The organism is Arthrobacter sp. TS-15 (genome assembly GCF_006964045.1).
Classification (GTDB): domain Bacteria; phylum Actinomycetota; class Actinomycetes; order Actinomycetales; family Micrococcaceae; genus Arthrobacter.
Genome location: NZ_SDXQ01000069.1, coordinates 1 through 25031, shown reverse-complemented (window position 1 = coordinate 25031; position 25031 = coordinate 1). Strand labels below are relative to the sequence as shown.

Annotated in this window: 21 protein-coding genes; 15 read left to right on the top strand and 6 right to left on the bottom strand. The window is 61.1% G+C overall.

Features of this window, described 5'->3' with window-relative positions:
* Nucleotides 1-376: 376 nt before the first annotated feature.
* The 6 genes from EU811_RS22585 (at nt 377) to EU811_RS22560 (ending at nt 7971) form a co-directional block, all read left to right on the top strand.
* Complete coding sequence (locus EU811_RS22585; RefSeq protein WP_142940499.1) at nt 377-2632, top strand: LuxR C-terminal-related transcriptional regulator; 2256 nt, start codon at nt 377-379, stop codon at nt 2630-2632.
* 344 nt (nt 2633-2976) lie between these two features.
* Nucleotides 2977-3732: an SDR family NAD(P)-dependent oxidoreductase gene (locus EU811_RS22580; RefSeq protein WP_142940498.1), complete on the top strand. Its 756-nt coding sequence runs from the start codon at nt 2977-2979 to the stop codon at nt 3730-3732.
* Nucleotides 3733-4384: 652 nt separating this feature from the next.
* Entirely contained in the window at nt 4385-5128 is a 744-nt protein-coding gene (locus EU811_RS22575) for a nuclear transport factor 2 family protein (RefSeq protein WP_160147692.1), read from the top strand.
* A gap of 3 nt (nt 5129-5131) precedes the next feature.
* A complete protein-coding gene (locus EU811_RS22570) occupies nt 5132-5389 on the top strand; it encodes a hypothetical protein (RefSeq protein ID WP_142940496.1) in 258 nt (85 codons plus the stop codon).
* 1308 nt (nt 5390-6697) lie between these two features.
* Nucleotides 6698-7033: a PDDEXK nuclease domain-containing protein gene (locus EU811_RS24485; protein ID WP_342211727.1), complete on the top strand. Its 336-nt coding sequence runs from the start codon at nt 6698-6700 to the stop codon at nt 7031-7033.
* Between the two features lie 284 nt (nt 7034-7317).
* Nucleotides 7318-7971 carry a hypothetical protein gene (locus tag EU811_RS22560; protein WP_142940495.1) on the top strand — a complete coding sequence of 218 codons (654 nt, stop codon included), beginning with the start codon at nt 7318-7320 and terminating at the stop codon, nt 7969-7971.
* 15 nt (nt 7972-7986) lie between these two features.
* Here EU811_RS22560 and EU811_RS22555 read toward each other — a convergent pair whose 3' ends face one another.
* Nucleotides 7987-8877 carry a LysR family transcriptional regulator gene (locus tag EU811_RS22555; protein ID WP_142940494.1) on the bottom strand — a complete coding sequence of 297 codons (891 nt, stop codon included), beginning with the start codon at nt 8875-8877 and terminating at the stop codon, nt 7987-7989.
* 108 nt (nt 8878-8985) lie between these two features.
* Here EU811_RS22555 and EU811_RS22550 point away from each other — a divergent pair, with 108 nt between their 5' ends.
* The 7 genes from EU811_RS22550 to EU811_RS22520 are packed head-to-tail and all read left to right on the top strand — an operon-like array spanning nt 8986 to nt 15771.
* Nucleotides 8986-10014 (top strand): amidohydrolase family protein, encoded by a 1029-nt coding sequence (locus tag EU811_RS22550; RefSeq protein WP_142940493.1) that lies wholly within the window; start codon nt 8986-8988, stop codon nt 10012-10014.
* Nucleotides 10015-10028: 14 nt separating this feature from the next.
* Complete coding sequence (ligK, locus tag EU811_RS22545) at nt 10029-10721, top strand: 4-carboxy-4-hydroxy-2-oxoadipate aldolase/oxaloacetate decarboxylase (protein WP_142940492.1); 693 nt, start codon at nt 10029-10031, stop codon at nt 10719-10721.
* A 2-nt stretch (nt 10722-10723) separates the two neighbouring features.
* On the top strand, nt 10724-11680 hold the full coding sequence (locus tag EU811_RS22540; protein ID WP_142940491.1) for an amidohydrolase family protein: 957 nt from the start codon (nt 10724-10726) through the stop codon (nt 11678-11680).
* A gap of 1 nt (nt 11681) precedes the next feature.
* Complete coding sequence (locus tag EU811_RS22535; RefSeq protein ID WP_238703535.1) at nt 11682-13097, top strand: protocatechuate 4,5-dioxygenase subunit alpha/beta; 1416 nt, start codon at nt 11682-11684, stop codon at nt 13095-13097.
* A gap of 21 nt (nt 13098-13118) precedes the next feature.
* Complete coding sequence (locus tag EU811_RS22530; protein WP_142940490.1) at nt 13119-14075, top strand: Gfo/Idh/MocA family oxidoreductase; 957 nt, start codon at nt 13119-13121, stop codon at nt 14073-14075.
* Entirely contained in the window at nt 14072-15046 is a 975-nt protein-coding gene (locus EU811_RS22525; protein WP_142940489.1) for an aldo/keto reductase, read from the top strand. Before EU811_RS22530 ends, EU811_RS22525 begins: the two co-directional genes overlap by 4 nt.
* Nucleotides 15043-15771 carry a substrate-binding domain-containing protein gene (locus EU811_RS22520; RefSeq protein WP_142940488.1) on the top strand — a complete coding sequence of 243 codons (729 nt, stop codon included), beginning with the start codon at nt 15043-15045 and terminating at the stop codon, nt 15769-15771. The genes EU811_RS22525 and EU811_RS22520 overlap by 4 nt, the downstream gene beginning before the upstream one ends.
* A gap of 1187 nt (nt 15772-16958) precedes the next feature.
* Here the strand turns inward: EU811_RS22520 and EU811_RS24480 are convergent.
* The 3 genes from EU811_RS24480 to EU811_RS22505 all read right to left on the bottom strand — a co-directional run bounded on the left by EU811_RS24480 (nt 16959) and on the right by EU811_RS22505 (nt 20348).
* On the bottom strand, nt 16959-17153 hold the full coding sequence (locus EU811_RS24480; protein ID WP_238703534.1) for a hypothetical protein: 195 nt from the start codon (nt 17151-17153) through the stop codon (nt 16959-16961).
* Nucleotides 17150-17317, bottom strand: a complete 168-nt coding sequence (locus EU811_RS24475; protein WP_238703533.1) for a hypothetical protein — start codon at nt 17315-17317, stop codon at nt 17150-17152. The genes EU811_RS24480 and EU811_RS24475 overlap by 4 nt, the downstream gene beginning before the upstream one ends.
* A gap of 712 nt (nt 17318-18029) precedes the next feature.
* A complete protein-coding gene (locus tag EU811_RS22505) occupies nt 18030-20348 on the bottom strand; it encodes a LuxR C-terminal-related transcriptional regulator (RefSeq protein ID WP_187697296.1) in 2319 nt (772 codons plus the stop codon).
* A gap of 233 nt (nt 20349-20581) precedes the next feature.
* Between EU811_RS22505 and EU811_RS22500 the strand changes: the two genes are divergently transcribed.
* Nucleotides 20582-22249, top strand: a complete 1668-nt coding sequence (locus EU811_RS22500) for a flavin-containing monooxygenase (RefSeq protein WP_142940487.1) — start codon at nt 20582-20584, stop codon at nt 22247-22249.
* Between the two features lie 41 nt (nt 22250-22290).
* Entirely contained in the window at nt 22291-23220 is a 930-nt protein-coding gene (locus EU811_RS22495; protein WP_142940486.1) for an alpha/beta hydrolase, read from the top strand.
* Nucleotides 23221-23294: 74 nt separating this feature from the next.
* Here EU811_RS22495 and EU811_RS24470 read toward each other — a convergent pair whose 3' ends face one another.
* Both EU811_RS24470 and EU811_RS22480 read right to left on the bottom strand, forming a co-directional pair.
* A complete protein-coding gene (locus tag EU811_RS24470; RefSeq protein ID WP_187697294.1) occupies nt 23295-24410 on the bottom strand; it encodes a hypothetical protein in 1116 nt (371 codons plus the stop codon).
* Between the two features lie 139 nt (nt 24411-24549).
* Nucleotides 24550-24777 carry a helix-turn-helix domain-containing protein gene (locus EU811_RS22480; protein WP_238703532.1) on the bottom strand — a complete coding sequence of 76 codons (228 nt, stop codon included), beginning with the start codon at nt 24775-24777 and terminating at the stop codon, nt 24550-24552.
* Nucleotides 24778-25031 lie beyond the last annotated feature (254 nt).

The window sequence follows — 25031 nt, the reverse complement described above, 5'->3', positions numbered from 1 at the left end:
GGGAATTCGTCATTGAATTCGACACAAACTTTTCTCCTTGAATTTGGATGATTGACAGCTGGGAGGCTACAACGCAGATGTTTCAACTTCCTCATCTCCAGCATGCAGGGGACCACGCATGAGGGCACGGGGAAAATGACCCCCTCCCATACCTGTCTTGTGTCGCACGCCACGTATACTGGGAGTCCCACACCGCTAGGCCGACTGCCGTGCCGGGATCTTACTGGCCATCACCGAGCGTCACTAGCGCGGCTGTCACCCGGATCCGAATCCTTCTTTCCGACAGACCCCTAGATCTGGCGGTGCTTCACACAGGATGCAGCGACGAATGAATAAAACCACGCCTACGAGAGCAAGCCTTAGTAGCAACACGTCCATGACGAGCTTTGTCGGCCGCCGGCGTGAAGTGCTGGACGCCAGGAGCAGAATCGCCGAATCCCGGTTGGTCACGCTAACGGGACCCGGAGGTGTCGGGAAGACACGGTTGGCCCTTGAAGTGGCTGAAAAATCTCGAAGGGCTTTCCGCGACGGGATTTGCTTAGTTGAGCTTGCCAGCCTTGAGGACGGCAGTGGGGTTGCTTCAAGGATGGCGGCTGCGTTGATGTTGCAGGACCAGTCTCACCGGCCAGTCCCGGACAAACTGATATCTCACCTGCGTGATACGCAGATGCTGATCATCCTGGACAATTGCGAGCACGTGTTGGCGTCGACCTCGGATTTAGTCGCCTTACTACTCCGGGAGGCACCGTCGCTGCACATTCTCACGACTAGTCGCGAACCGCTGTCGCTACCCGGCGAGAACATATGTGTAATTTCTCCGCTTACTACACCCTCTCCTGCGGACATTGAGCGGCCCGAATGCCTCGACAGATATGAAGCGGTTCAATTGCTCATAGATCGAACGCGGAGCGTGTACCCTAACTTCTCCATCACCGCTGAGAACAGCGACGCTGTAGTTCAGCTTTGCCATAGGCTTGACGGAATCCCGTTGGCGATTGAGCTGGCGGCCACGCGTCTGCGCTCATTAACCGTCGTCCAGTTCGTGAAGCGGATGGACAAGCGATTCGAATTACTGTCGGGAGGGTATCGTACGTCCCTTCCCAGGCAGCAGACCCTCAGCGCGCTCATCGACTGGAGCTATGAGCTCTGTACAGACACCGAAAAGCTGCTCTGGGCACGGCTTTCGGTCTTTCCGGGTAGTTTTGACTTGGAGGCGGCTGAAGACGTCTGCGGGTTCGGAGGCCAGTCCGCGGAGGGAATTCCCGACATCTTGGACCGCCTCGTTGCGAAATCCATTGTTTTGACCGAACGCCGGGGGGAACTCCTGCGCTATAGGTTACTCATGACCATGCGCGAGTACGGTAGCCAGAAACTTGAGCTCTCAGACGCTGAGTCGGTCTTGAGGCAGCGGCATCGGGACCACTATTTGAGCCGAGCGGCCGGGATGGTCGACTCATGGTGCGGTCCTGGGCAGGCTGGTTCTCTGGCACGAATGCGGGAAGACCATGCAAACCTGATATCGGCGTTGGACTGGTCGGTTCAAACGCCCGGAGAAGTCGCGGCAGGCGCAGCATTGGTGACAATGCTGCGTTATCACTGGATAGCAGGAGGATTCCTCAACGACGGGCGGCTGTGGCTGGACAGGATGCTGTCGGAAATGGGCGGAAGCTCCGCAGCGCGGGGGGAGACGCTATGGGTGGCGGCATGGGTCGCACTGATCCAGGGTGATCGTGCCGGTGCTGCAAGATACTTGGCTGATAGCAGACTATTAGCAGCAGAACTGGACGACCCTGTCTTAGAGGCACACACGTCTCATTGGGAAGGTCTTCATAAGATGTTCTCAGGCGATCTTCCAGCTGCGATCCAACTGTTCCAGCACGCCAGAGATTTCTACCTATCCACAGGCGATTCTGCTTCCGTTCTGGACACGGTCTTCGTACTCGGGCCGGCCCAAGCCTACAATTCTCAGTTAGACGACGCCTTGGCGACCTGTCGAGACGGCCTGGACCTGAGCGCACGCCGCGGTGAACGCTGGTCCCGTGCCTATATCCTTTGGACCACTGGTGTGGTCCGCTGGATTCAAGGTGACATCGATGGTGCTAGAGAAGCGGCCGTGCGTGCACTCGAGCTTCAGCGTGAATTTAAAGATGGGATCTGCACGGCCCTGGTCATCGAACTGCTGTCCTGGATAGCTGCCTCCGCAGCACAGTTCGCCAAGGCGGCCGATCTAGCTGAGGCGGCCTGCGCCGTATGGACCAGTCTTGGTACGACCGTGGAGGCTTTCGGTCCACACATACAAGGTGATTCCATGCGCACTGCCGGAGAATTCAAGAAAGCTTTGGGATCGCGCCACACCCCAAGCCTCACCCTGACAAAGGAAGAGGCCATACTAGTGGGGCTCGGAATGCCGGCGGCGAGCATGGTTGAGACAACATCCCCCCTCACCAAGAGAGAGCTCAAGGTCGCACAGCTCGTCTCAGGTGGACTCACCAATCGGGCCATCGCGGAGGCATTGGTCATCTCTCCGCGAACTGTAGGCGGCCATGTAGAGAATATCCTCAGCAAGCTTGGAGTCAACTCCCGTACACAGATCGCGACTTGGGTTACTGCCAACGAGCCCCAACGCAGCTGAGCAGGGCGTACTTTCTGCATCGATGACCTGACCCCTAGCATCCGCGTGGACCGCATCGCTCTCTTCACGGGAAGCTTGACCTTGGCTTCGCGTTTCTGGGGTGATGGGGGCTCGAACCCACGCTTCCCCACCGCTGCAGCCTTTTGGCGCCACAGGAGGGGTTGCCTCCTGAACCACGTTTCAATCTGACACGTGCCGCGGCTTTCCTAGCTGTGAACATATGTTGTAGCGGCGTTTGCTTTGCACAAAGATGCCGATAGCAAGGATGCGTCGGCCTAGCGGAAGCGCCGCAGCTAGCGCGCGGATGACCCGGCGCGCTCATTAGTGGAAAGAGTGGAACCCCCATGACAGAAAACAAGGCAGAACTACGCTCGGCCATCGTGACAGGAGCGGGCTCGGGAATAGGTAGGGTTATAGCCTTGAAGCTAGCCTCCGCCGGAGATGCCCTGCTCATCAGCGACCGTGATGGCGATGCGGCGAAACGTGTTGCAGATGAGATCGTCAGTGCTGGTGGCATCGCTGAGGCTTTCGCAGGTGACGTAACCGACCTCACAAGCCAGAAAGACAGTGTCAAGCGCGCGAATGAACTCGCTCCTCTTCGCCTCGCAGTTAATAATGCAGGCATCCTGGGCCCCATTGAGACAATCGAGAACTACCCTGCGGAGAGCTGGCGTGCGGTCATAGAGGTGAATCTCAACGCGGTATTCTACGGACTGCAGGTCCAGTTGCCGGCAATTGCAGCCAATGGCGGGGGCTCCGTAGTCAACATTTCATCCATCGCTGGCTCGGTAGGCTTCGCCAATTTCTCGGCGTACACCGCCGCCAAGCACGGTGTGGTGGGTCTGACAAAGAGCGCCGCTCTCGAGTACGCCGGACAAGGTGTGAGGGTCAACTCCGTTGGACCAGGTTTTACCCGCACTCCTCTAGTTGAAGGCCCATTCGGGGAAGAAGCGCTCGTCGCTCTGGAGAGCCAGCACGCGCTGGGCCGACTGGCTCGGCCCGAAGAGGTCGCCGAACTCGTCGCGTTCCTCGGCAGTGATGCTGCTTCATTCATTACGGGCAGCTATCACTTAGTCGACGGCGGTTACACAACGAAGTAGTGGCGCTATAGCCCGTCGATATATCGCCTTAGCTGTACACCTAAGGCGATATTGCCTGCGGACTTCGCGTCTTGTCTGCCCTTAGTGAGGCTTCGTTCCACGTGGGCCCGGGTCTCCGGGCCCAACTCATCGTGTTCTGCCGGCGGGTGAGAGTGGCAGCGACGCGGCGGAGATGTTCCGGGGTGTGCATCGAGAGGTCCCTGTCATTCCCGAACCAGATTGCAGGAGCCGGTTGGTGATCTCATTGCTTCCGCGATGCTAGGCCGGATGCGGGTCGCAGAAGTAGACGTGGTTTGGATCCTGGTGTATTCGGCCAGTTCCGTGCAGCAGTCTAAGGGACCGGGCGCCAGGTGATCCGGGAGGTTGGCTGTCTCCCGGATCATCGCAGCAGGGACAGCTTCAGCGCTGTGGCCCCGGGACGATGACATAGTCAGCCTCGCCGCAGGAACGCAGAATAACATTCAGTCCTCATGTGGCAGTTGAGAACGGACACATATGAAATCATCACCTTGGTCCCAGTCGGGTATCCGGCTGAGGAAGAATGGAATTGAGAATGCTTTGGCCCCTCGAGCTGTTATCTCGCCGTAGGCTGTCGATACTGCAAGCGCAGAAAAGTCAAACACATGTTGCCCCGGGGTCATACTTCCGCGCCATGGTAGCTGGCGAAACTTCCCGGTTAATTGAATCCTTCCGTGGCGAACCAGAGTTGCACCATCCTATTCGCGGACGGATCAAAGGAATCACCGCCTTCACTCGATTTATCCAGGAAATGGGTGATTGGTTGAGGGAGAAAAACTATTCAGTTGATATTCTGAACCTGATTGTGACGGGCCCACGGTCCGTCGAGGAGGTAGTTCTTACACTTGATGGTCCATCCGGGGCCATCGACATGCCGATCGCAATCGTCAGCGATCGAACGCCTGACGGCCAAGTTCTCGAAATGCGTATGTACTTCAGCACGTGGCCATTGACAGGTAGCCACTCTCTTCGGCCTCCGTTGCTCCAACCTGACCCAGACGTGAAGGAGACGGGATTCGTGGGAGACTACCAGCGCGCACTCGCTTCCGGCGACATTACCGCCGTTGTGGCATCCTTCGATAACGGGGGATACTTTCGTGAACCTTCGGGCGGCACACACATCCACCGCGGCGCCCATGAGCTGGCTTCGCTGTATGAGCACTTCTTCTCAAATGGTGGCGGAATTCGCCTCGAACAATGTGCGTCAACCGATGATGGACGAGCTTGCGCAGTAGAATACAACGTCGTGGGCTGGGGACGCACGACTATGTCTCCCCAAGCAGGAATTGCCATTTATGTCCGCGGAGCGAGCGGCAAGATCGCCGCAGCTCGCATCTACGACGACGTGGACGCTCCGATACCCTCCAAGCAGGACTGACCCATGAAATCTACTATTGACCTCTCCATCCTTATCACGGCGACGAACCGAGCCAACATGGAGAAGCAATTGGACGAGGCCGTGGCCGTGGCCCGAACCGCGGCAATTTATGAGGGATGCCGAGGAATCCTCATCACACGCCACAGTATTGATTCGTTCACGGTGGCGCTAAGCGACGGAGTACCGTATGGACTGACTCGCGAGCTGCAGGAGTGGCAACCCAAGGCACCTGTGGTCCACCAGCAACCACAGGACTGCTAAGTCAGTGATAAGTTCGGCAACCGGCGAGATATGCTCGGGGCCATATCCCCAAAAAGATCGGCGAGATGGCAGCGGCCGGCGGCAACACGCTGGACTCCGCTACTCTCAAGTTCAAGATCACCTCCATAGAGCCGATCACCTGCGACGTCCCATATGCCCAGCCCCCACCCGGAACGGCCCTAGCTGTCGCCCTTGAGCTTGAAACTTCCGCAGACTTTGAAGGTGCGGTTCGTGTCAATGGTGTACCTGGCCTTACTAGTTTTTCTGCATACTACTGGAAGGGCTATAGCACTGATGTCACCAGGATGAATCAATTGGACACGGTAGCCAGCCAAAATTGTGTTGCAGACACAACCCGTCTGCTTCCTAGCAGCTTGGGTCAGGGTGAAAAGGCCGAAGGGATTATCCTTCAGCGGTAACCACACCCACTGGAAGCATCGCCTATGACGGCGCCGGAATGGTTTCTCGGGGCTGGGAATGGGAATATCCTGCGGAGTAACATTCCGCACGCTGAAGAAGCTCCTCAAATCTTATCCCTCGTCCTCTGACCTTCCGCGCCGTCAAAGGGCTAATCAACGACCGCCACAGATTCGCCAACCAGGCCACCCGAGTGCCATTTGATGGCTTGGGCCACGCCGTCAGCGGTCCGGTGGAGGGACGCTGCAATGGTTGAGGGGAGACCCGATAGGGGCGCTTTTCCGTCGCATGATAATGGGGAATTGAGGCTAGCAAAGCCTCATAATCTTCAGCAGTCATTCCCGCCCGGGCGCACAGGGACTCAAGACCCACGGCAACACCAGCGTCGACCTCGAGACGGCCACTCCCTGAGAGCCTGATAGGTGGGGGAGTGCTCAGGACCAGCAGGAGCAAGGGCGTGCGGTTGCCGCGGTGCGCCCGCAGGCACAGCAACTCCCTAGGAAGCTGCTCAACATTGAACAGAGCTCCTTTCCTGAAGCCTTTGGCCTCCACTAAAACTTGGACAGGTACCGGCTACCGCACACGTCTGGCTGGACATCAATCTTGGGTGCAGGCAGCAGGAGACCGGCAGAACGTCGAGCTCAGCACATTCAGCCTCATTGGCGGACGCAAGTCGAGTTTGGTCGGCGCCATGGGCGCAATGCAGGACTTCCCCGAGGAAGAGTCTCGCGGGAGGTTAGACAGGCCCTGAAAAACCTCCCCAGTCAGTGGGTTTTCCATGCCGCGACCCCCGTCCTGATAACGCTTCACGTTGCTGCCCTCCCACGACACCTCGTCCAGTAGTCGGCTGATAACTGAGGGCTTGTGATCAGGTTCCATACCCACACCGTAATGCCCACCATCAGTCAGGGTCCGCTCGTATACACGCTGACAAATCGGCCGTCGCCCTTCCATAAACCGGAGGGAGGCGCTAATGAGGGGCTGTTAGTGCGGTCAACGGGCTACATCGTGATCGAGCTCAAGACCGGAAAATTCAAGCCAGAGTACGCCGGCAAACTGAACTTCTACATAGCCCTCGTTGATGATCGCCTGCGACGCGACGCGCACGCAGAAACAGTCGGGATCCTCATCTGTGCAGCAAGAACGAACACATCGTCCGCTACAGCCTGGGACGTGCCACCACTCCCAGGGCCGTCGCCTCGTATACATACGATGCCTGCCACCTAAGGTCAAAGACGAGCTTCCCGACACCAAATCGATCACTGCACTGGACTGGACGGAACCAACCTGACCGCGTGGCTCGTTCATCCTCGCGACCAAAATGTCAAATTAGTTGGTTGCAGCGTCTACCTGACGTCAGGTTGGGGTGTGGGCCATGTTGGCAGGGGCCCTACGGCGGCGACGACTGATCCGGCACGCCCACATAAGTGTTGAAGCGCCACACAAGGAGGTTAGGGCTTCTCCCTCTTGCACGCGACCTATGCCGGGTAACCCTTAGGTACCCTTGATGCATGCCTTCTACCGTGCCAAGTGCCGAGACGACATGGGAGCCGCTCGCCGCACAGGCCGTCGCAGACCTGCTCGGCGCGTCGCCAGTTCGTTGGTGGCTCTCAGGCGGTGCCGCTCTGGACCGCTGGCTGGGCCAGCCGATCCGCGACCGCTCCAACACTGATGTGAGTGTGGTGACCAGCGATCTGCCTCAGCTCGTGGCGAGTCTGCCTGCGGGATTCGACGGGTGGGCGTTGGGCGATGAAGAGGAACTCGTGCCGTTCGTGGAGAGCCGGCGGGACGAGGAAGTGCAGCCCGTGCTCGTCCGCGATGTTGAGAAGAACGTGTGGGTGCTGAAGATCAATGTCGAGGACGGCGCGCCCAGCGGTTGGGTGTACAAGCGAGACCCACGGCTGCAACTGCCCTGGGACCGCGCGGTGATCGACGTCGGTGGCGTTCCGACCGGAGCGCCCGAGGTGCAGCTCGTCTGGAAAGCGTTGCGGCCTCGACCGGAAGACGACCTCGACAAGGACGCCGTGCTGCCGAAGCTGTCCAAAGAGGCCTACGCCTGGTTTGAGCGCTGCATCCTTACGATCCACCCGCACTCTTCGTGGTCGATCCATGTGCGCAGCCCGTTTGCCCCGGCGAGGGCCAGTTGGAGCCGCAAGCGCAGCTGACGCAATGAAGCCGCCCTACTCGCGAACGGCGCTCAGAACCAGCGAGCGGAACCACCGTTGGGCCGGTGTCAGGCTGGCCTCGCGCCGGGTGTACAACGAGACGGGGGTGCTCTGGCCCGACCACGGAAGGTCCGCGATCCGCAGGCTGGGGAACCACCCGCTAAACACCTCGGCGACGTGCCGCGGCAGCAGGGCGATAAGGTCTGTTGTACTCAGGACCGCCGGTACCGTCGCGTAATCCTCAATGGTCAGCACAACCTGGTGCATCAGCCCGTGCTCGGTAAGCACCTGCAGCGGAAAGATGTGCCCTCCGCGTGCTGAAACCCGTAAGAAGTGGCGCCCCGTAAACATGTCGGGTCCGGTGGACGGCAGGGGATGCTCTCCCGAGACGAGTGCGACGTACTCGACGGCGCGAATGTGTGAGCGCCACAACTGAGGGCTGTCGATCATCGAAACGGTAATCGCGAGGTCGATCGTACCTCGCGCGAGCCCATCCTCGACCTGGTCCGAGTCCAGTCTCTCCGCCTGCAGGTGCGGCCGGGAGGCTTCGCGCTCAAGGGCCGCCATTATGGGCGGAAGGAAGGTCTGCTCGCCAATCGAGGTGAGTCCGAGCATCAGCTGGCCGCTGAAGGCAGAGGGCTCGAAGGCATCCGTCTCGTTTACGGTTGCATCGATCTGCGCTAGCGCTTCGTGCAGCGGGCCGAACAGCTGCGTGGCCTTGGCGGTCGGCACCATGTCATGCCCCTCGCGGCGGAACAGCTCGTCGCCGAACCGCGCACGAAGCCGGCGAAGCGTATAGCTGACGGTGGGTTGCGTGACATGCAGGCGCTGGGCGACCGCGGTGACGCTGCGAAGTTCATAGAGCACAACGAAAGTGCGCAACTGGTTGAGGTCGGTTAGGGCCATCTATTGATCATATCTATACGGGCCGCCGGGAATATCTATTGGACTGCAGGTTTGTGGCCTGCGAGCATTAGTAGGCGTAAACCTCCTACGTGACAAGGACGACACTCGGTGATCATCGACATCCACGGCCACTACACGACTGCTCCGGCCCAGCTAGGCGCCTGGCGCGACCTGCAGATTGCCTTTTCTGAAGGGCGGGGGGAAGCCCCTGATCCGGCGAAGCTGAAGATCTCCGACAACGACATCCGCGAGACCATCACGGCAAATCAGCTCAAGTTGATGGACGAGCGCGGCAGTGATCTCACCGTCTTCAGCCCTCGTGCCTCATTCATGGCCCATCATGTCGGTGACTTTGAGGTCAGCATGACGTGGGCACGCATCTGCAATGATTTGTGCGCACGGGTGAGCGAACTCTTCCCCGACCGGTTCCTGATGGGGGCCATGCTGCCGCAATCTCCGGGCGCGGATCCGGCGACCACTGTCGACGAACTGACTCGAGCCGTCGAAGAGCTTGGCGCCGTCACGGTCAACCTCAATCCCGACCCTTCCGGTGGCAAGTGGACGGCACCGGCGCTGACAGATCGGTCCTGGTACCCGATCTACGAGAAGCTCATCGAGTTCGAGATCCCCGCCATGGTGCACGTGAGCACGTCCTGCAAGCCGGTCTTCCACACCACCGGAGACCACTACCTGAACGCTGACACGACCGCCTTCATGCAGCTGCTCAAGGGCGACCTGTTCCGCGACTTTCCCGAGCTCAAACTCGTCATCCCCCACGGCGGCGGGGCAGTGCCGTACCACTGGGGCAGATTCCGCGGCCTCGCCATGGCACTCGGCAAGCCGGAGCTGGAAGAGCACCTGCTGAGCAACGTCTTCTTCGACACCTGCGTCTACCACCAGCCCGGGATCGACTTACTCACGAAGGTCATCCCCGCGGACAACATCCTCTTCGCCAGCGAAATGATCGGCGCGGTGCGCGACATCGACCCGCGCACGGGCCACTACTTCGACGACACGAAGCGGTATGTCGATGCCACCGAGAACCTGACCGACGCCGAGCGCGTGCAGGTCTTCGAAGCCAATGCCCGCCGCGTGTACCCGCGCGTTGACCGCGCGCTGGCCGCCCGCCTGCTCTAACTAAAAGGAACCCCATGCGATTGAACAATCTCGGACTTGTCCACACTAGTATTGAACGCCCTGCTCCTGAGGACGTCGCACGCCTCTCGAAGTTCGGTGTCGCGACGATCCATGAAGCGATGGGCCGCGTCGGGCTCATGCGCCCCTACATCCGCCCCGTCTACACCGGAGCCAAGCTCTGCGGGCCTGTAGTTACCGTGCTCCTGCAGCCCGGCGACAATTGGATGTTTCACGCCGCTGCCGAACAGGTGCTGGCGGGAGACGTGATCGTCGCCGGCTGCACCACCGAGAGCGAGGACGGATTCTTCGGCGAGCTGCTCGCCACTTCGCTGGCCGCGCGGGGATGCAAGGGCCTGGTCATCGATGGCGGTGTCCGCGATGTAGCGGACCTCGAGGAGATGGAGTTCCCGGTGTTCTCCCGTGCCATCAACGCCAAGGGCACGGTCAAGGCCACGCTGGGGTCGGTAAATGTCCCGGTCGTCGTGGCAAACGCGCTTGTCAACCCCGGCGACGTGGTCGTCGCAGACGTCGACGGCGTCGTTGTCGTGCCGCGCGAACTCGTCGGCGCTGTCGCTGATGCCAGCCAGGCGCGCGAAGACAACGAAGAGGCCAAGCGCCAGAAATTCCGCGAAGGCGTGCTCGGCCTCGACATCTACGGCATGCGCGAGCCGCTTGCCGCCGCCGGCCTCAAGTACGTGGAGAACTGACCATGGCACACGGGAAACTGATCATGGAGCACGGAGACACCACAGGCGGCTTCGAGAAGACGGCCGGTTGGCTCGACTGGTACGAGGGCCCTTCCAAGCCCACGTTCCATTTGCCAGCGGGAGCGGTCGATGCGCACTGCCACGTGTTTGGTCCAGGCGAAGAATTTCCCTACGCGCCGGAACGCAAGTACACGCCTTGCGATGCCTCCGCTGAGCAGCTCTTCGCGCTGCGGGATTACCTGGGCTTCGACTACAACGTGATCGTCCAGGCGACCTGTCACGGTGCCGACAACAGTGCGTTGGTCGACGCGCTGCGCCGCAGCAACGGGCGGGCACGCGGCGTCGCGACCGTCCGGCGCGACGTAAGCGACGCCCAGCTCGCCGAGCTGCACGAGGCCGGTGTCCGTGGAGTGCGCTTCAACTTCGTCAAGCGCCTCGTCGACCGGGTCCCCACGGACTCGCTGGCGGAGATCGTCGCGAAGATCGCTCCGCTGGGCTGGCACGTCGTGATCTACTTTGAGGCGGCGGACCTGCCGGACCTCTACGACTTCTTCTCCAGCATCCCGACCGACGTCGTCGTCGACCACATGGGCCGGCCCGACGTGACAAAGGACCCCAACGGCCCCGAGTTCGGGCTGTTCCTGCGCTTCATGCGCGAGAACCCGAACGTCTGGACCAAGGTCTCCTGCCCCGAACGCCTGAGCGTCACCGGGCCCAACGCCCTGGACGGCGAGCAGCACGCCTACACCGACGTGGTCCCGTTTGCCCGGCGCGTGGTCGAGGAATTCCCGGACCGCGTCTTATGGGGGACCGACTGGCCCCACCCGAACCTCAAGGACCACATGCCCGACGACGGGCTGCTGGTCGACTTCATCCCACAAATAGCGACGACGGCGGAGCTCCAGCGGCGCCTGCTCGTGGACAACCCTCATCGCCTCTACTGGCCCGAAGGAGCATGACATGACGCTCGACAAGCCTTACAACCAGGTTCCCGGCACGACGATCTTCGACACCGACATGGCCCGCAAGGGATACCACCTTAACCAGTTCTCGATGTCCCTAATGAAGCCCGAGAACCGCCAGCGTTACCTTGCCAACCGCGAAGGCTACCTCGACGAGTGGCCCCTCTCGCCGAAGCAACGCCAAGCCGTGCTCGACATGGACCTCAACGCCATGATCGCAGAGGGCGGCAACATCTACTTCCTGAGCAAGATCGGCGCTACCCATGGCTTGAGCTTCCAGCAGATGGCCGGCTCGATGACAGGCATGTCAGAGGCCGCCTACCGCGACATGATGATCGAGGGCGGGCGCCGCGCAGAAGGCAACCGCGCCAAAGACCTCGACGGCTGGGCGCCTCCGGTGCCGAGCGAAAAGTCCCAGACGGCGCGCGAGAACCCCCCGGCGAAGTACACCTCCGCGCTGTTCACCTCGCATGTCCCGGCCATTGGTGCCGCGATGGACCTCGGCAAAACCGAGGAGCCGTACTGGAAGAAGGTCTTCGACGGCTACGAATGGACCCGCAAGTGGGCCAAGGAGAACACCCCGGACGTCGTCATCCTCGTCTACAACGACCACGCGACCGCGTTCGACTCCTCCATCATCCCTACGTTCGTGCTCGGCACCGGGAGCGAGTACCCCGTCGCCGACGAGGGCTACGGGCCCCGCCCGGTTCCGGAGGTCAAGGGCTACCCGGAGTTCGCCGCGCACATCGCTCAGTCGGTCATCCAGGACGACTTCGACCTCACCCTCGTCAACGAGATGGTCGTGGACCACGGTCTAACAGTGCCGCTGTCGCTCGTATACGGCGATGTCAAGGAGTGGCCGTGCAAGGTCATCCCGTTGGCTGTCAACGTGGTGCAGTATCCGGTGCCTTCCGGCCGCCGCTGCTACGAACTCGGCAAGGCCCTGCGCCGCGCCCTGGACAAGTGGGACGGCCCGGAGCTCAATGTGCAGATCTGGGGCACGGGCGGCATGAGCCACCAACTGCAGGGTCCGCGCGCTGGCCTTATCAATAAGGAGTGGGACAACGCGTTCCTCGACCACCTCATCGCCGATCCGCTGGGCCTGACCGAGTGGCAGCATATGGAGTACGTCGACGAGGCGGGCTCCGAAGGCATCGAGCTTGTAGACTGGCTGATCGCGCGTGGCGCGATGGACGACCAGTTCGGCGGTGCGGCCCCCTCAGTCGACCACCGGTTCTACCACGTGCCAGCGTCAAACACGGCCGTCGGGCACTTGGTCATCTCTAACCCTGTCGCGGCCCATCTGCAGGGCGCAGGGAAGCGCGGTGAGAGCACCCCAGAGGCGTTATCCGGCACCCCATCCGTCGTTCAGACAGCCCAGAACACCACACCGGCACCGGCCCTGAACAGCTGACCCATCAAGGAGATAGAAAAAATGAGCAGTGAGAAGGTCCGCATAGCGGTCGTCGGCGCCACGGGCGCCTTCGGCATGAAGCATCTCGATGGCCTCGCCGAGATCCCGGACGCCGAGGTTACAGTCGTCACGGGCACCACGCAGGAGAAGGCGGCCGCGGTCGCCTCAAAGTACGGCGTCCCGAACGCCGTGGTCGGTCTCGATGCAGTGCTCGAGCGTGACGACGTCGACGCAGTCATCCTTGCAACGCCGACGCAGCTGCACGCCTCGCAGACCCAGGCGGTGCTCAAGGCCGGCAAGCATGTGCAGGTCGAAATCCCCCTAGCCGACTCCCTCACGGAGGCCGAGGCGACTTTGGCTGCCGCCGAGGCGTCAAATCGCGTCGCGATGGTCGGCCATACCCGGCGCTTCAACCCCTCCCACCAGTTCGTGCACAACCGGATTGCCGCGGGTGAATTCAATGTGCAGCAGATGGACGTGCAGACGTACTTCTTCCGCCGCACCAACACGAACGCCAAGGGTGAGGCCCGCTCATGGACCGATCACCTGCTGTGGCACCACGCCGCCCACACAGTGGACCTGTTCGCCTACCAAGCCGGCAGGATCGTCCAGGCGAACGCCATCCAGGGCCCGATCCATCCCGAGCTCGGCATCGCCATGGACATGTCAATCCAGCTCAAGAGTGAGGCCGGGGCGATCTGCACCCTGTCTCTGTCGTTCAACAACGACGGCCCCTTCGGAACCTTCTTCCGCTATATCGGCGACACAGCCACCTACGTTGCGCGCTACGACGATTTGTTCAATGGCAAGGACGAGCAAATCGACGTGTCGAAGGTTGCGGTCAGCATGAACGGCATCGAGCTGCAGGACCGCGAGTTCGTCAATGCGATCCGGGAGGGCCGCGAGCCGAATTCCTCGATCCGCCAGGTCATCGACTGCTACCGGGTACTCGGTGCGCTCGAGGAGCAGCTAGCGTGATCCTGCCGAAAATCGGCCTCGGCTGCATGTCGCTGAGCCACGCCTATGGGTTCCCTCCCTCGGTCGAGGACGGTCTGGCGTTCCTGCGCTCGGCGCTCGACGAAGGCGTACGCATGCTCGATACCGCCACGCTCTACGGTGGCGGCCTCAACGAGAAGCTGGTGGGCCAGGCGATAGCCGGGCGTCGCGACGAAGTGCTGCTGGCCAGCAAGTGCGGCATGGCAATGGTCGACGGCGTCAAGAAGATCGATGGACGACCTGAGACGCTGCGCGCCCAGGTTGACGCCTCGCTCGGGCGTCTCGGCGTCGACCACATCGACCTGTACTACCTGCACCGGTGGGACAGGGAGGTGCCCATCCAGGAGAGCGTTGGTGCGCTTGCTGGGATGGTGGCCGCCGGCAAGATCGGTGCCATCGGACTCTCCGAAGTGTCCGTCCAGCGCCTGCGGGAGGCCCAGGCTGAAGCTCCCATCGCCGCGGTGCAAAACGAGTATTCGCTGTGGAGCCGCAACCCCGAGCTTGGCATGCTTGAGGCCACCCGCGTGAGCGGGGTCGCACTGGTGGCGTTCTCGCCCGTCGCGAGGGGTTTCCTTAGCAATGGCTTCGACTCCCCAGAAGAGTTCGCGCCCAAGGACATCCGACGGGCAATGCCGCGTTTTCAACCCGAGCATTGGCCGACGAACGCGACCCTGCTGCCCCAATGGCGCGCCCTGGCAGCGGAGGCCGGCTGCACTGCTGGGCAGCTCGCACTCGCGTGGGTGCTCTCGCGGGGTGAGCATGTAGTACCGATCCCGGGAACGACCCGCGTAGATCACCTCCGCGAAAATCAGGCGGCTGCAAGCCTCTCGATTGATGCCGAGCTGCTCAACCGCGCCGGTGACCTCATCGGAACATCCACGGTATCGGGCCAGCGCTACGCAGCAGCCGCAGCACTCGAGGTTGACGCCGAGACCTTCGAGGAAGCCGCATGAGAGCGATTTCATCGATGGCGACCCGCCATGTTCTCACCGATCTAGCGGAGGCCGCCGTAGCTTCCGGTTTGCCGTGCCTTGACCTCGAGTCCGTCGGTGGCGTGGATGTCGCCAGACGCGTGAGCGAAGGCGAGCAGTTCGAGTTGGTGTTCCTTGCCCTGGATGCGCTTCGGCGGCTCGTCGACGACGGGCTTGTCATTGCTGAATCGGTGACGCCACTGATGCTCTCGCAGGTCGCGGTGGCCGTTCCATCCACGTCGAATGCGCCTGCTGCCCACGAAAGAACACGCGCGTTCCCCGACGCCGCCGGCCTCCGCGCCGCTCTGCAACATGCCGCTCGCATCGGCTACTCGACCGGCCCCAGTGGCGTCGCACTCATGAAGATGATCGACGACTGGGGCCTAGGCGAAGAGCTCAAACAACGCATGGTACAGGCACGTCCAGGCATTCCGGTTGCCCACTCGCTCGCCCAGGGCGATGTCGAACTCGGGTTCCAGCAGCTCAGCGAGCTCGTGGGACAACCCGGCATTCGCGTCCTCGGAGTACTGCCACCAGACTGCGCCATCGACACCGTCTTTGCGGGCGCCGTCGCCACGACGTCGGAGGACCGCGCAAAGGCGCTCGAGATACTGGGGTTCTTTTCCTCACGGGCCGCGATACCGATCATGGCGGCGCACAGTTTCGTGCCAGCTGGATCCCAAAGGGACGCCCCATCCTCCCTGTGACCGTCAAAGGTTGCGTTCAGGTGCGCAGTCACCAAGCTATAGCCCCATCGGCCCTTGAGTTCTCCCGGTCGAAAAGCCGCATCTGGGGGGCGGTATGAAGCTCGCCCACTGGCTGCGTCACGCTATCCAGATTTATAGTCAGTTGCACGGTGACCTTGACGTCGATCGCAAGTTCGAAATCGAATATGCACGCTCACCAGTAGTGCCGCTTAGCGTAGCCGTCAGATTCTGTGATCTTCCAGCATTCGTGGCTGATTGATGACGAGCAGCCCTGGAGTGAGCGCCAGCAGGCATCCGCAGAGCAGAGCAAAGTACGCTGTCCAGCTGCCGCTGAGGTCATGCAGGAGTGGGGTGCGGCGCTTGGCGCCAGGAGGAGTCGGCCGTAACCGAGGGCGAACATGAGGGTGCAGGCGATACCAATGGGGAACAGCCCCCGCACCGTGGATGCCCGCTTCCTTCACAGTCCCCTGCGGCTGGAGTTACGCGGCCATAACCTTCGGAAGCCGGGTTACTGTCCTATCAGTTAATGTTTCGCGAGTTGTGGCGCAGCGGGAAAATCGACAGTGGCAGATTGGGTGTCGATGACCACTTTTTGTGCAGTGGCTGGCTCGAACACGGCCATGGTTTAGCGCCCTGGGGCCGGCAGCGGCAGATGTATACGCCATCTGCTCCGGTTGTTGTTGTGTGAACGTGATCCCCGCTTGCTTGAAGGACATTTACTACCCTCCCTGGTACAGGCTTGTCTTCTCGGTTTACTGTTCCCGTAAGTTCCATTCGATCCCGCAGGAGTAAGTCCTGATGGGGCGTGTGGCCGTCAAAGGTCAAAACTTTTGCAACGGGAGTCCAACCGGTGGCGTTGGTGACAATCAAGTACATTCTTGGGGTGGGGAGGGCTATCGAATAGCGACCATCGCTGTCGGCCCTGTTCCAGTCAACTGGTTCGCCGTGGGGGTGGAGGCGGTGACGACGGCGGGGTGAGCGGGAGGTTTTCGGCGTTGTGTACGCGTCCCTGTACGACAAGGCCGGCGACCCCGTTCCGGGCATCAGGCGAGGGTCCGATTTTTTTCCAGGGATGAAAAGTGCAGCAAGCGCTGAGGATTCTGCCGCCGCAGCAGCCGTCCAGAAGACGTCCTGAAAGGCTGCAAGGGACGGCAGCGCCATCGACCCTACGGTCATAGTGACGGACGTTAGGACTGTCCACTGCAGCACTTGACATGGAGGTACCGATGGATCGGACGAGACTGTTCAAGCCGTTTGCCGATGCGGTTTCGGTGATGGGAGAAACCTTGGAGCGCGCGTCCGGTGATGACCCAGAGGAATGCTCCGCCTACGGCAGCCATGACCGAACCGGCCATCATGATGGCGAGGGAGATTGCCATCATTTTCCGTTTTCCGTACATGTCGGCGCTTCCGGAATGATCGGCGTGGCCACGGCGATTGCGAGGAGTGTAGCGGTGACGAGCCAGGAAGCGTCATCACTGGTGACTCCGAGGATCTGGGGGAAGTCCGGCAGCAGGGGTACCACGAGGGTTTGCATGAGTGCCACGACGGTTCCACTCAGGGCCAAGACGGTTGTGATGGCTCGTGGTTTGGGGGATGGACCGACAACGGTGGACTTTTTCATATGGTGCTTTCCGGGCTGCGGTCCTGTGGGAACGGAAGGGTGGATCAACGGACCGGCATCTGCTCAAAGTCCTTAGGGTGTGCCCCATTTGGGCGGAGCTCCCAGCCAAGGCGCAGGTTCTCCGAACTCTCGAGTCCGGCTCCGGCTACCCAAGAATCCGCGGCCGACCTCGATTAACTTGAAGCAGGCCTGGTCCTACAGTGTTGCCGTCGCAGCACGAATAGTTCGAAAACGAATAGGCACGAGTACCAGCATCGCAGGGGGTCCTAACTCCTATCCGGGGTGCCCGTTTTGACCGTCTTGGGGCAGCCCGATCGGCGTATGGTCGGGGTTTAGGAGGGCGCGTCTTTGTGGCCAGAGGTTGACGGATTGGAGCGCGGCCATGGCCCGGGCAATGACTTCTGCTTCCTGCGTAAAGAGGTGGCCATGGGCGCGCTGGCTACACAGCCGCAGTGCTTGATCCCGGTCCAGCCCGAACCAGTCCATGACAGTGTTAAGGCCACGGGGGCTAAGCCGCCAGGTCTTGTCCGAGTCCTTGACATTTGCATCCTCGATGGAAAGCGCATGGTTTCGGGAGTCGTGACCGTCAATGATTTTAAGGATTTCGGGAGCCCGAGACTGGATACTTGGAAAGTCAGGCCGATACGGATTGGTTCACGACCCACGAAGCGATTTGGGTCCGGGATGTGAAGCCGAGCTTCGTGAGGATGTTTTCTACGTGTCCCCCCACGGTTCGCGGGGAGACGACCAACGATTCGGCGATGGCCCGATTACTCAGCCCTTGCGCGACCAAGGCTGCAATTTCCTGCTCTCTCTTGGTAAGTGGTGATTCCTTTGCACCCGGAGAAGGGCCAGGTCCGCCCTCACCCAGTGCCATTTCTATGGCCTCGTCCCTTGTCAGAGGCATCCTCCTTTCGCCCACGAACGTGTTTTTGAGTCCAAGCGCATCGGCTATCCTTGCTGCCGTTTGCATCGAATCGTGGTGAATATGGGGACCGAAGGCTGCGACTGTTGTTCCAAGCCCTTGCCAGACTGTTGAGGCTGCTGTGGCTAGTTCGGCTGCCCTGGCGAATTCGGAGGATGAAGCAGCGATCCAGGACAGCAGTTCGATGCTCAGTGCTATGCAGATTCCGTCTTTGAAATCCCGTTGCAGTTCCAAGGCCTGAACAGCCGCCTGCTTGGCAGGTTTCATTTCGCCCAGCTGCCACATGCATACTCCGCTGGCCCATAGGGTGTAGGCGCGGGCCCATCGTTCGCCGTGGGCGCTGCCCAGTCCCAGCGCATGTCGGCAGGTTTCGAGCGCTTCCTCGGTCTGCGCGTTGTAGGTCTGGGCGGTGGCCAGCATGAACTGGGCTGCCAACGCCGGGCCTATCTGACCGGCCGCGGTTTGAACTTCGATGGCATGTCGAAACAGTTCGATGGACGCCGGAAGATTTCCGCTGAACAGCTGGCGGAGCCCTGACCAGTGGGCAATATGGGCCTCCAGCATAGGGTCATCCAGTTCGGCTGCCAGCTGTTTGCATTCATGAAGGTAGACGGCGGCACCGTCCCTGTCCCCCTGAATTAGCGCAACCCAGGCAGCCACCCATAGGGCTGCGGCACGCTCCGCACCGGGTTCTCTTTGCTCGCGGAGGATTCGGTCCAGCCAGAGCCGCCCTTCGCTAAGGAATCCGCCCGCTATCCAGTGATAGCGCAACATTGAGGCCAAAAGCGCTCCGGCGGAGTGTTCGGTGGATGTGCTCACGGACCATTCCAACGCGGTGATTAGATTTGCATGGTCTTCCCGCATTTCTGTCAGCGTCGCCGCCTGACCCGGTCCGCACCATGACCCAACCATAGTTATTGCGCGGCGCAGGTAGTGGTCCCTGTGTCGTCGCTTCAGGGCAAGGTGTTGGCCCGACTCCGCCAGCAACTCCGCACCGTACTCGCGAACGGTCATCAGCTGCCGGTAACGCATTTTCTCTCCTGACCGTTCTGTCAAGATGATCGATTTTGCCACGAGCCGGTCCAGATGATCGATGATGGCGTCAGGTTCCAGGCCTTCGGAACCACAGACGGCCTCGGCGGCCTCGAGATCGAAGCTGTCGGGGAAGACAGCCAGCCTGGTCCACAGGAGCTTTTCCGCTTCCGTGCAGAGATCGTAGCTCCAGTCGATGAGTGCCCGCAGGGTCTGCTGTCGGGGGAGGGCGGCGCGGTCCCCGCCGGTAAGCAGCTGAAAGCGCTTATCCAGACGATCCACAAACTGGGAAACCGTCAGTGACCGCAGGCGGGATGCGGCCAGCTCGATGGCCAGCGGAATGCCGTCCAATTGGCTGCATAGCTGCACCACCGCATCGCAGTTCTCCGCACTGACCGTGAACTCGGGGACAATGCTGCGCGTACGCTCGATCAGCAGGCGGACTGCCTCAAAGCGGTCCAGTCCCTGAGGGTTGTGTGAGTCACCCGGTGACGGCGTCGACAATGGGTTGATGGCGCAGACTCGCTCCCCTGCGACTGCCAGTGGTTCCCTGCTGGTAGCGAGGACCCTCAGGGAAGGTGCTTCCCGAAGCAGATCCGCGATGAGTGCGGCCGCTGGCTCAAGCACATGCTCGCAGTTATCCACCACTATCAGCATCTGCTTGTCCCGCAGATGATCCAACAGTTTGTCCAAGGCCGGGCGATGAGACTGATCCGGCAAAGCCAACGCCGACACCATCAGGGGCGCAATTCCGGTGCCATCTTCCAAGCTGGCCAATTCAACAAGCCTAACGCCATCCCGAAAGGCCTTGCGGGACCGGTCTGCCAGTTCGAGGGCGAGCCGAGTCTTCCCTACGCCGCCGGGACCAGTGAGGGTAAGCAGACGCGACTCGGCCAAGGCCTTTTTGGCGTCCTCCAATTCCTGTCGCCGTCCGACGAAGCTGGTCAGCGCCGTGCGTAGCCCAACATTGACGCTACGTTCCGCAGCTGCATCCATTCCCTGTTTCCATTCCCATATCTACATGAACCGTCCCGGTTCTTTGTGAAGCTGCCGAAGTGCGCATCAGTATATGTGACCCGCAACATAAGACAGGTACCTAAGGGGGTCATTTACCCCGCACGCGGCAGGCATACCCCGCACCAGACTGATACCAGCGGAAGGTCATTGCAGATACGATGTGCCGGCCGTCTTCGACCTCACCCTTCCCTTGGGAATAAGGAGCAAATTTTATGTCGGATTCAATGACGAATTCCACGGGCCAGAACCCGGTAGCGGATTTCGATGTTATAGCAATCGGCGCTGGATTCGCCGGCCTCTACGCCCTGCACCGCCTCCGTAACCAGATGGGCCTGTCCGTACGTGTTTTCGATGCCGCCGCTGATGTTGGTGGCACCTGGTACTGGAACCGCTACCCGGGCGCACGTTGCGATATCGAAAGCATCCACTATTCATACTCCTTCTCGGAAGAACTGCAGCAGGAATGGGAGTGGAGCGAAAAGTTCGCGGCGCAGCCGGAGATCCTGCGTTATCTGAATCACGTGGCTGACCGCTTCGATCTGCGCCGGGACATCAGCTTCAACAGCCGGGTAACGTCCATGGTGTGGGACGAGGAACGCAAGCTGTGGCAGGTTGGAACCGAGGACGGAACGGTAACCACCGCGAGTTTCGTCATCTCAGGCGCCGGCAACCTCTCTGTGCCGAAGAGGCCGGAGTTTGACGGTATTGAGGACTTCAAGGGCGAGGTTTACCAGACGGGCAACTGGCCGCACGAGCGCGTTGACTTTACTGGAAAGCGCGTAGGAGTTATCGGGACCGGGTCCACGGGTATCCAGGCCATCACAGAGATCGCCAAGGAAGCAGCACACCTGACGGTCTTCCAGCGCACCCCCAACTATGCGACGCCCATTGGCAACGCTCCGGCTGATCCTGAGGAAACCCGGGCGGTCAAGGCAAACTATGCACAGATCCGCGCTGATTCGCGTAATCACTTCACGGGTATTCCCTATAACCAGGTTCAGCCCTCGGCGTTGGCAGTAAGCGCGGAGGAACGCCGCCGGGTCTTCGATGATCGGTGGGATGCAGGCGGATTCCGGCTGTTCATTGACAGCTTTCAGGACATCCTGGTCGACAAGAAGGCCAACGACACGGCCGCGGAGTACATCCGCGAACGGATCCGCGAGCGGGTCAAGGATCCCCGGGTAGCCGACCTGCTGTCCCCTAAGGATTATCCATACGCCACTAAACGCCCGCCCCTGGAGACGAGCTACTACGAAACCTTCAACCGCGACAACGTCACCCTGGTTGACGTCAAGAGCACGCCCATCCAGACGGTCACCGAAAACGGCGTGTCTACGGCGGAGGAAGAATACGAGCTGGACGTCATCATCCTGGCCACCGGGTTTGATGCCATGACCGGTCCGCTGCTGGCAATGGGCGTGGTAGGGCGGGACGGGCTGCGCCTGGAAGACAAATGGCGGGATGGCCCACGCACCTATCTGGGGCTGTCCATCAACGGCTTCCCCAACCTGTTCCTGGTTACCGGACCCCAGAGCCCGTCCGTGTTGTACAACATGCCCCTCGCCATCGAAGACCACGTCGATTTCGCCACCGACGCGATCGCCTATCTAAAGGACAAGGGCCTCGAAACCATCGAGCCGACGCCGGAGGCCGAAGACGGCTGGGTAGCGCACACCAACGAGGTGGCCGCCGCGACGCTCATGCCCGAAGCCAACTCCTGGTACATGGGCGCCAACGTCCCCGGCAAACCCCGAGTATGCATGATCTACCTCGGGGGGGCACCCACCTACCGCAAAATCTGTGCCGACGTGGTGGCCAACGGCTACGAAGGCTTCAGCCTGGAAGGCGCCCCCGTAGAAGCAACCGCTCGCATTTCCTAGCCACTTTCAACATCCTCGCCACACCTCAAGGAGATATCCACATGCCAGTAGACGCAGCAGTCCAGGGAGTCCTCGACGCTCTCAGCGGTTCCACGCCGTTCGAGAAGATGAGCGCGGAGGAAGCCCGTGCCGCCGTAGCATCCTTCACCGGGCTTCAACTACCCCACCGCGAGGTGGCCAAGGTCATCAACACGACCTATCCGAGCCCTGCTGGCGACCAACCGATACGCCTGTACGTGCCCGAGAACAGTGAAGGCCCGTTGCCAGTGGTCCTGTATTTTCACGGCGGCGGATTCATTGCCGGCAACATTGATGTGGCCGAAGAATCAAACCGCGCGCTGGCCAACGACGCAGGGGTCCTTGTAGCCGCCGCCAGTTACCGGCTTGCTCCGGAGCACCCCTTTCCGGCAGCCACTGATGACACGTTCGCAGCCCTCAAGTGGGTGGCTGAAAGCATCGAGCAATATGGCGGTGACGCCTCCCGGATCGCTGTCATGGGCGACAGCGCAGGAGGAAATCTCGCGGCCGTCACGGCGCAGCGCGCCAGGGACGAAGGCGGACCCGCCTTGCTCGGCCAGATCCTTGTCTACCCTGTAATCGAACCGTACGCGCAAACCGGATCACGGACCGAATTCAAGGAAGGCTACATCGTCACGGCGGCCGATTTGGACTCGTTCTGGGATCGCTATCTTTCCTCACCCGAGGACGCCGAAAATCCGCTGGCCGCACCCTCTCGTGCCGACTCATTCGTCGGGCTCCCGCCCGCACTGGTTCTTAGCACCGAGTATGAAGTAGCCCGTGACGAAGCCGAAGAATACGCCCAGCAGCTTGCGGACGCCGGCGTGGAAACGGAAGCCATACGTTTCGACGGGCTGGTTCACGCGGCCTATTGGATGTCCGGAGCAGTTCCCCGTAGCAGCGAGATTCACGAAGCGATCGTGCAGTTCCTGCGTAGGCGCTTCACCGAATAGGCCACCTGTAGCAAATCAATTCAAGAAGTCCACATGTCACCCTCGACGGAAACGGCCGGCCGTTGCCCGTTCAGCTACGTGCTGAAGCCCCCGCGCACGGTTACGAACCGTTCCAGATGAAGGATCCCTTCCCGATTTATGCCGAACTCCGGGCGGAACAGCCCGTCATGTTCGATGAGCGGGTGGGACTCTACGTTGTCAGGAGTGATGATGACATCGGTGCTTTTCATCGCGGCGATCTTCACAACTGGCTGGGCGTAGAGCAGCAGGAGAGTGGCAATGACCCGGTAGGACAGGGTGTCGATATTGTCGGTGAGGCAGGCCTTGAGCATCGCGAGTCGTTCTCCCTGGGTGAGCAGGGGAACGGTTCTGGCCTGGCGATGACCGATGGTGATGTTGGTGCAGGTCCGGTTTTTAGTTGCCCAGACGAAGAAGGTTCGGATGCGGTGTCTGGTGGTTGGTCCGTCGGCCAGCCAGGCATCGACGTCGGCTTGCACGCACGAGGCGATGGTCCGTCCGTGGGTGAGTTTGAGCCGGGTGAGGAATTTGATGGTTTCGGTGATTTCCTGCTTTGCGCTGTGCACGGGGCCGCGGCTAGGTTTCCCGTCTGCTGACAGGCTTCTGATGCGGCGGAGGTGATGCCATCGGCTGAAAGACTCAATGGGGCGGCGCACCTCGGGATCATCAATGTCATCGAGTTTGCTGGATAGCCACCGCTCAAAGAGGGCGAGGTAGTGGTCCCGGACCGGGAGTAGCTTGTGGTGGGTAAACAGGCTGCGCATGTGCTCCACCCGCAGGCTGTTGGCTTCCTTGTCGAGCGCCTCGTGGCTGAGCGGGACGTCTCCGGTAGCGACTCGTTCGAGCAGTTCGCGGACGCCGGTGCTGCGGAGCCAGGTGAGGATGCTTTCGGGGCGGTCGGCTCGGCAGAGCGCGGCGAGCAGCTTCGCTGCCGTCGTTTCCGTTCCCGTGGAGTCATCGACGCGCAACAGCGCCGTGAGGTCGTTCCGGAGTGAGCAGCGGGCGCAGGTGTTCTGGCGGTAATGCTCAGTCTCGGTGCCGCAGCGGGAGCAGTGGTAGTCCTGGGTGATGCCCGCGCAATCAGCGCAGACTGGCTGGCCATCGTGGGTAGCTGCCCTGCCTGGGAGCATGCGCTCTGTTCCGCAGCCGGGCCAGGTGCCGTGGGTGCGCATGGCGACCGTGAAGCAGGTCCCGCAGATCCTTCCTTCTGGCCAGCTGGCACGGTGCTTGCCGGCTGCCCGTGAGCACCTGTCGCAGGTGAACGCCCCGGTGGTGCGGGGCCGGCCACGTACGGTAAGCCGAGAGCTGATCTCAGCCGTCATCGCGGATTACCCGGGCACGTTTGGGCCGGATGGTCTTGTTCAGGTCCACGACGTTGGCATCGGAGGCGACCTTGCGGGCCTTGGCATCTGTCGCTGTAACGGTAACCAGGTCCTCAGGCCCGCACGAGAAAATGTCGCAGAGCGCGGCGATCATCATGAGTGAGACCCGTTCTGGGCGTTGGGTGACGAGCCTGGGAGGCCGAGAGTTCGATGCCACGTTCCTTCAGCAACGGGCTGAGGTCGGTGCTGTTGTGCATTCCCCGGGCTGCCATGAGTTCTGCAAGCCGCCAGCGGTAGTCGATCTCTCGTTTCATGCGTTCAGTCTTCCATTCCGGCCAGCGCGTCCCGGACCGTGGAGTCCAGAGCGCGGCGCAGTGTTTTGACCCTGTAGTCGCTGGAGACGGAGGTGTAGAGGGCGGTCGTTGAGGCGTGCTCATGCCCGGCCTGGTATTGCATTATCTTGAGCCCGTC

Excerpts from the sequence above, each read along its gene's own strand:
- EU811_RS22520 (WP_142940488.1), top strand. The coding sequence starts at position 15,043 with ATGAGAGCGATTTCATCGATGGCGACCCGCCATGTTCTCACCGATCTA.
- EU811_RS22535 (WP_238703535.1), top strand. The coding sequence starts at position 11,682 with ATGACGCTCGACAAGCCTTACAACCAGGTTCCCGGCACGACGATCTTC.
- ligK (WP_142940492.1), top strand. The coding sequence starts at position 10,029 with ATGCGATTGAACAATCTCGGACTTGTCCACACTAGTATTGAACGCCCT.
- EU811_RS22580 (WP_142940498.1), top strand. The coding sequence starts at position 2,977 with ATGACAGAAAACAAGGCAGAACTACGCTCGGCCATCGTGACAGGAGCG.
- EU811_RS24480 (WP_238703534.1), bottom strand. The coding sequence starts at position 17,153 with ATGATGGCAATCTCCCTCGCCATCATGATGGCCGGTTCGGTCATGGCT.
- EU811_RS22495 (WP_142940486.1), top strand. The coding sequence starts at position 22,291 with ATGCCAGTAGACGCAGCAGTCCAGGGAGTCCTCGACGCTCTCAGCGGT.
- EU811_RS22585 (WP_142940499.1), top strand. The coding sequence starts at position 377 with ATGACGAGCTTTGTCGGCCGCCGGCGTGAAGTGCTGGACGCCAGGAGC.
- EU811_RS24470 (WP_187697294.1), bottom strand. The coding sequence starts at position 24,410 with ATGCGCACCCACGGCACCTGGCCCGGCTGCGGAACAGAGCGCATGCTC.
- EU811_RS22500 (WP_142940487.1), top strand. The coding sequence starts at position 20,582 with ATGTCGGATTCAATGACGAATTCCACGGGCCAGAACCCGGTAGCGGAT.
- EU811_RS22540 (WP_142940491.1), top strand. The coding sequence starts at position 10,724 with ATGGCACACGGGAAACTGATCATGGAGCACGGAGACACCACAGGCGGC.
- EU811_RS22505 (WP_187697296.1), bottom strand. The coding sequence starts at position 20,348 with ATGGATGCAGCTGCGGAACGTAGCGTCAATGTTGGGCTACGCACGGCG.
- EU811_RS22560 (WP_142940495.1), top strand. The coding sequence starts at position 7,318 with ATGCCTTCTACCGTGCCAAGTGCCGAGACGACATGGGAGCCGCTCGCC.
- EU811_RS22555 (WP_142940494.1), bottom strand. The coding sequence starts at position 8,877 with ATGGCCCTAACCGACCTCAACCAGTTGCGCACTTTCGTTGTGCTCTAT.
- EU811_RS22575 (WP_160147692.1), top strand. The coding sequence starts at position 4,385 with ATGGTAGCTGGCGAAACTTCCCGGTTAATTGAATCCTTCCGTGGCGAA.
- EU811_RS22530 (WP_142940490.1), top strand. The coding sequence starts at position 13,119 with ATGAGCAGTGAGAAGGTCCGCATAGCGGTCGTCGGCGCCACGGGCGCC.
- EU811_RS24485 (WP_342211727.1), top strand. The coding sequence starts at position 6,698 with ATGCCCACCATCAGTCAGGGTCCGCTCGTATACACGCTGACAAATCGG.
- EU811_RS22570 (WP_142940496.1), top strand. The coding sequence starts at position 5,132 with ATGAAATCTACTATTGACCTCTCCATCCTTATCACGGCGACGAACCGA.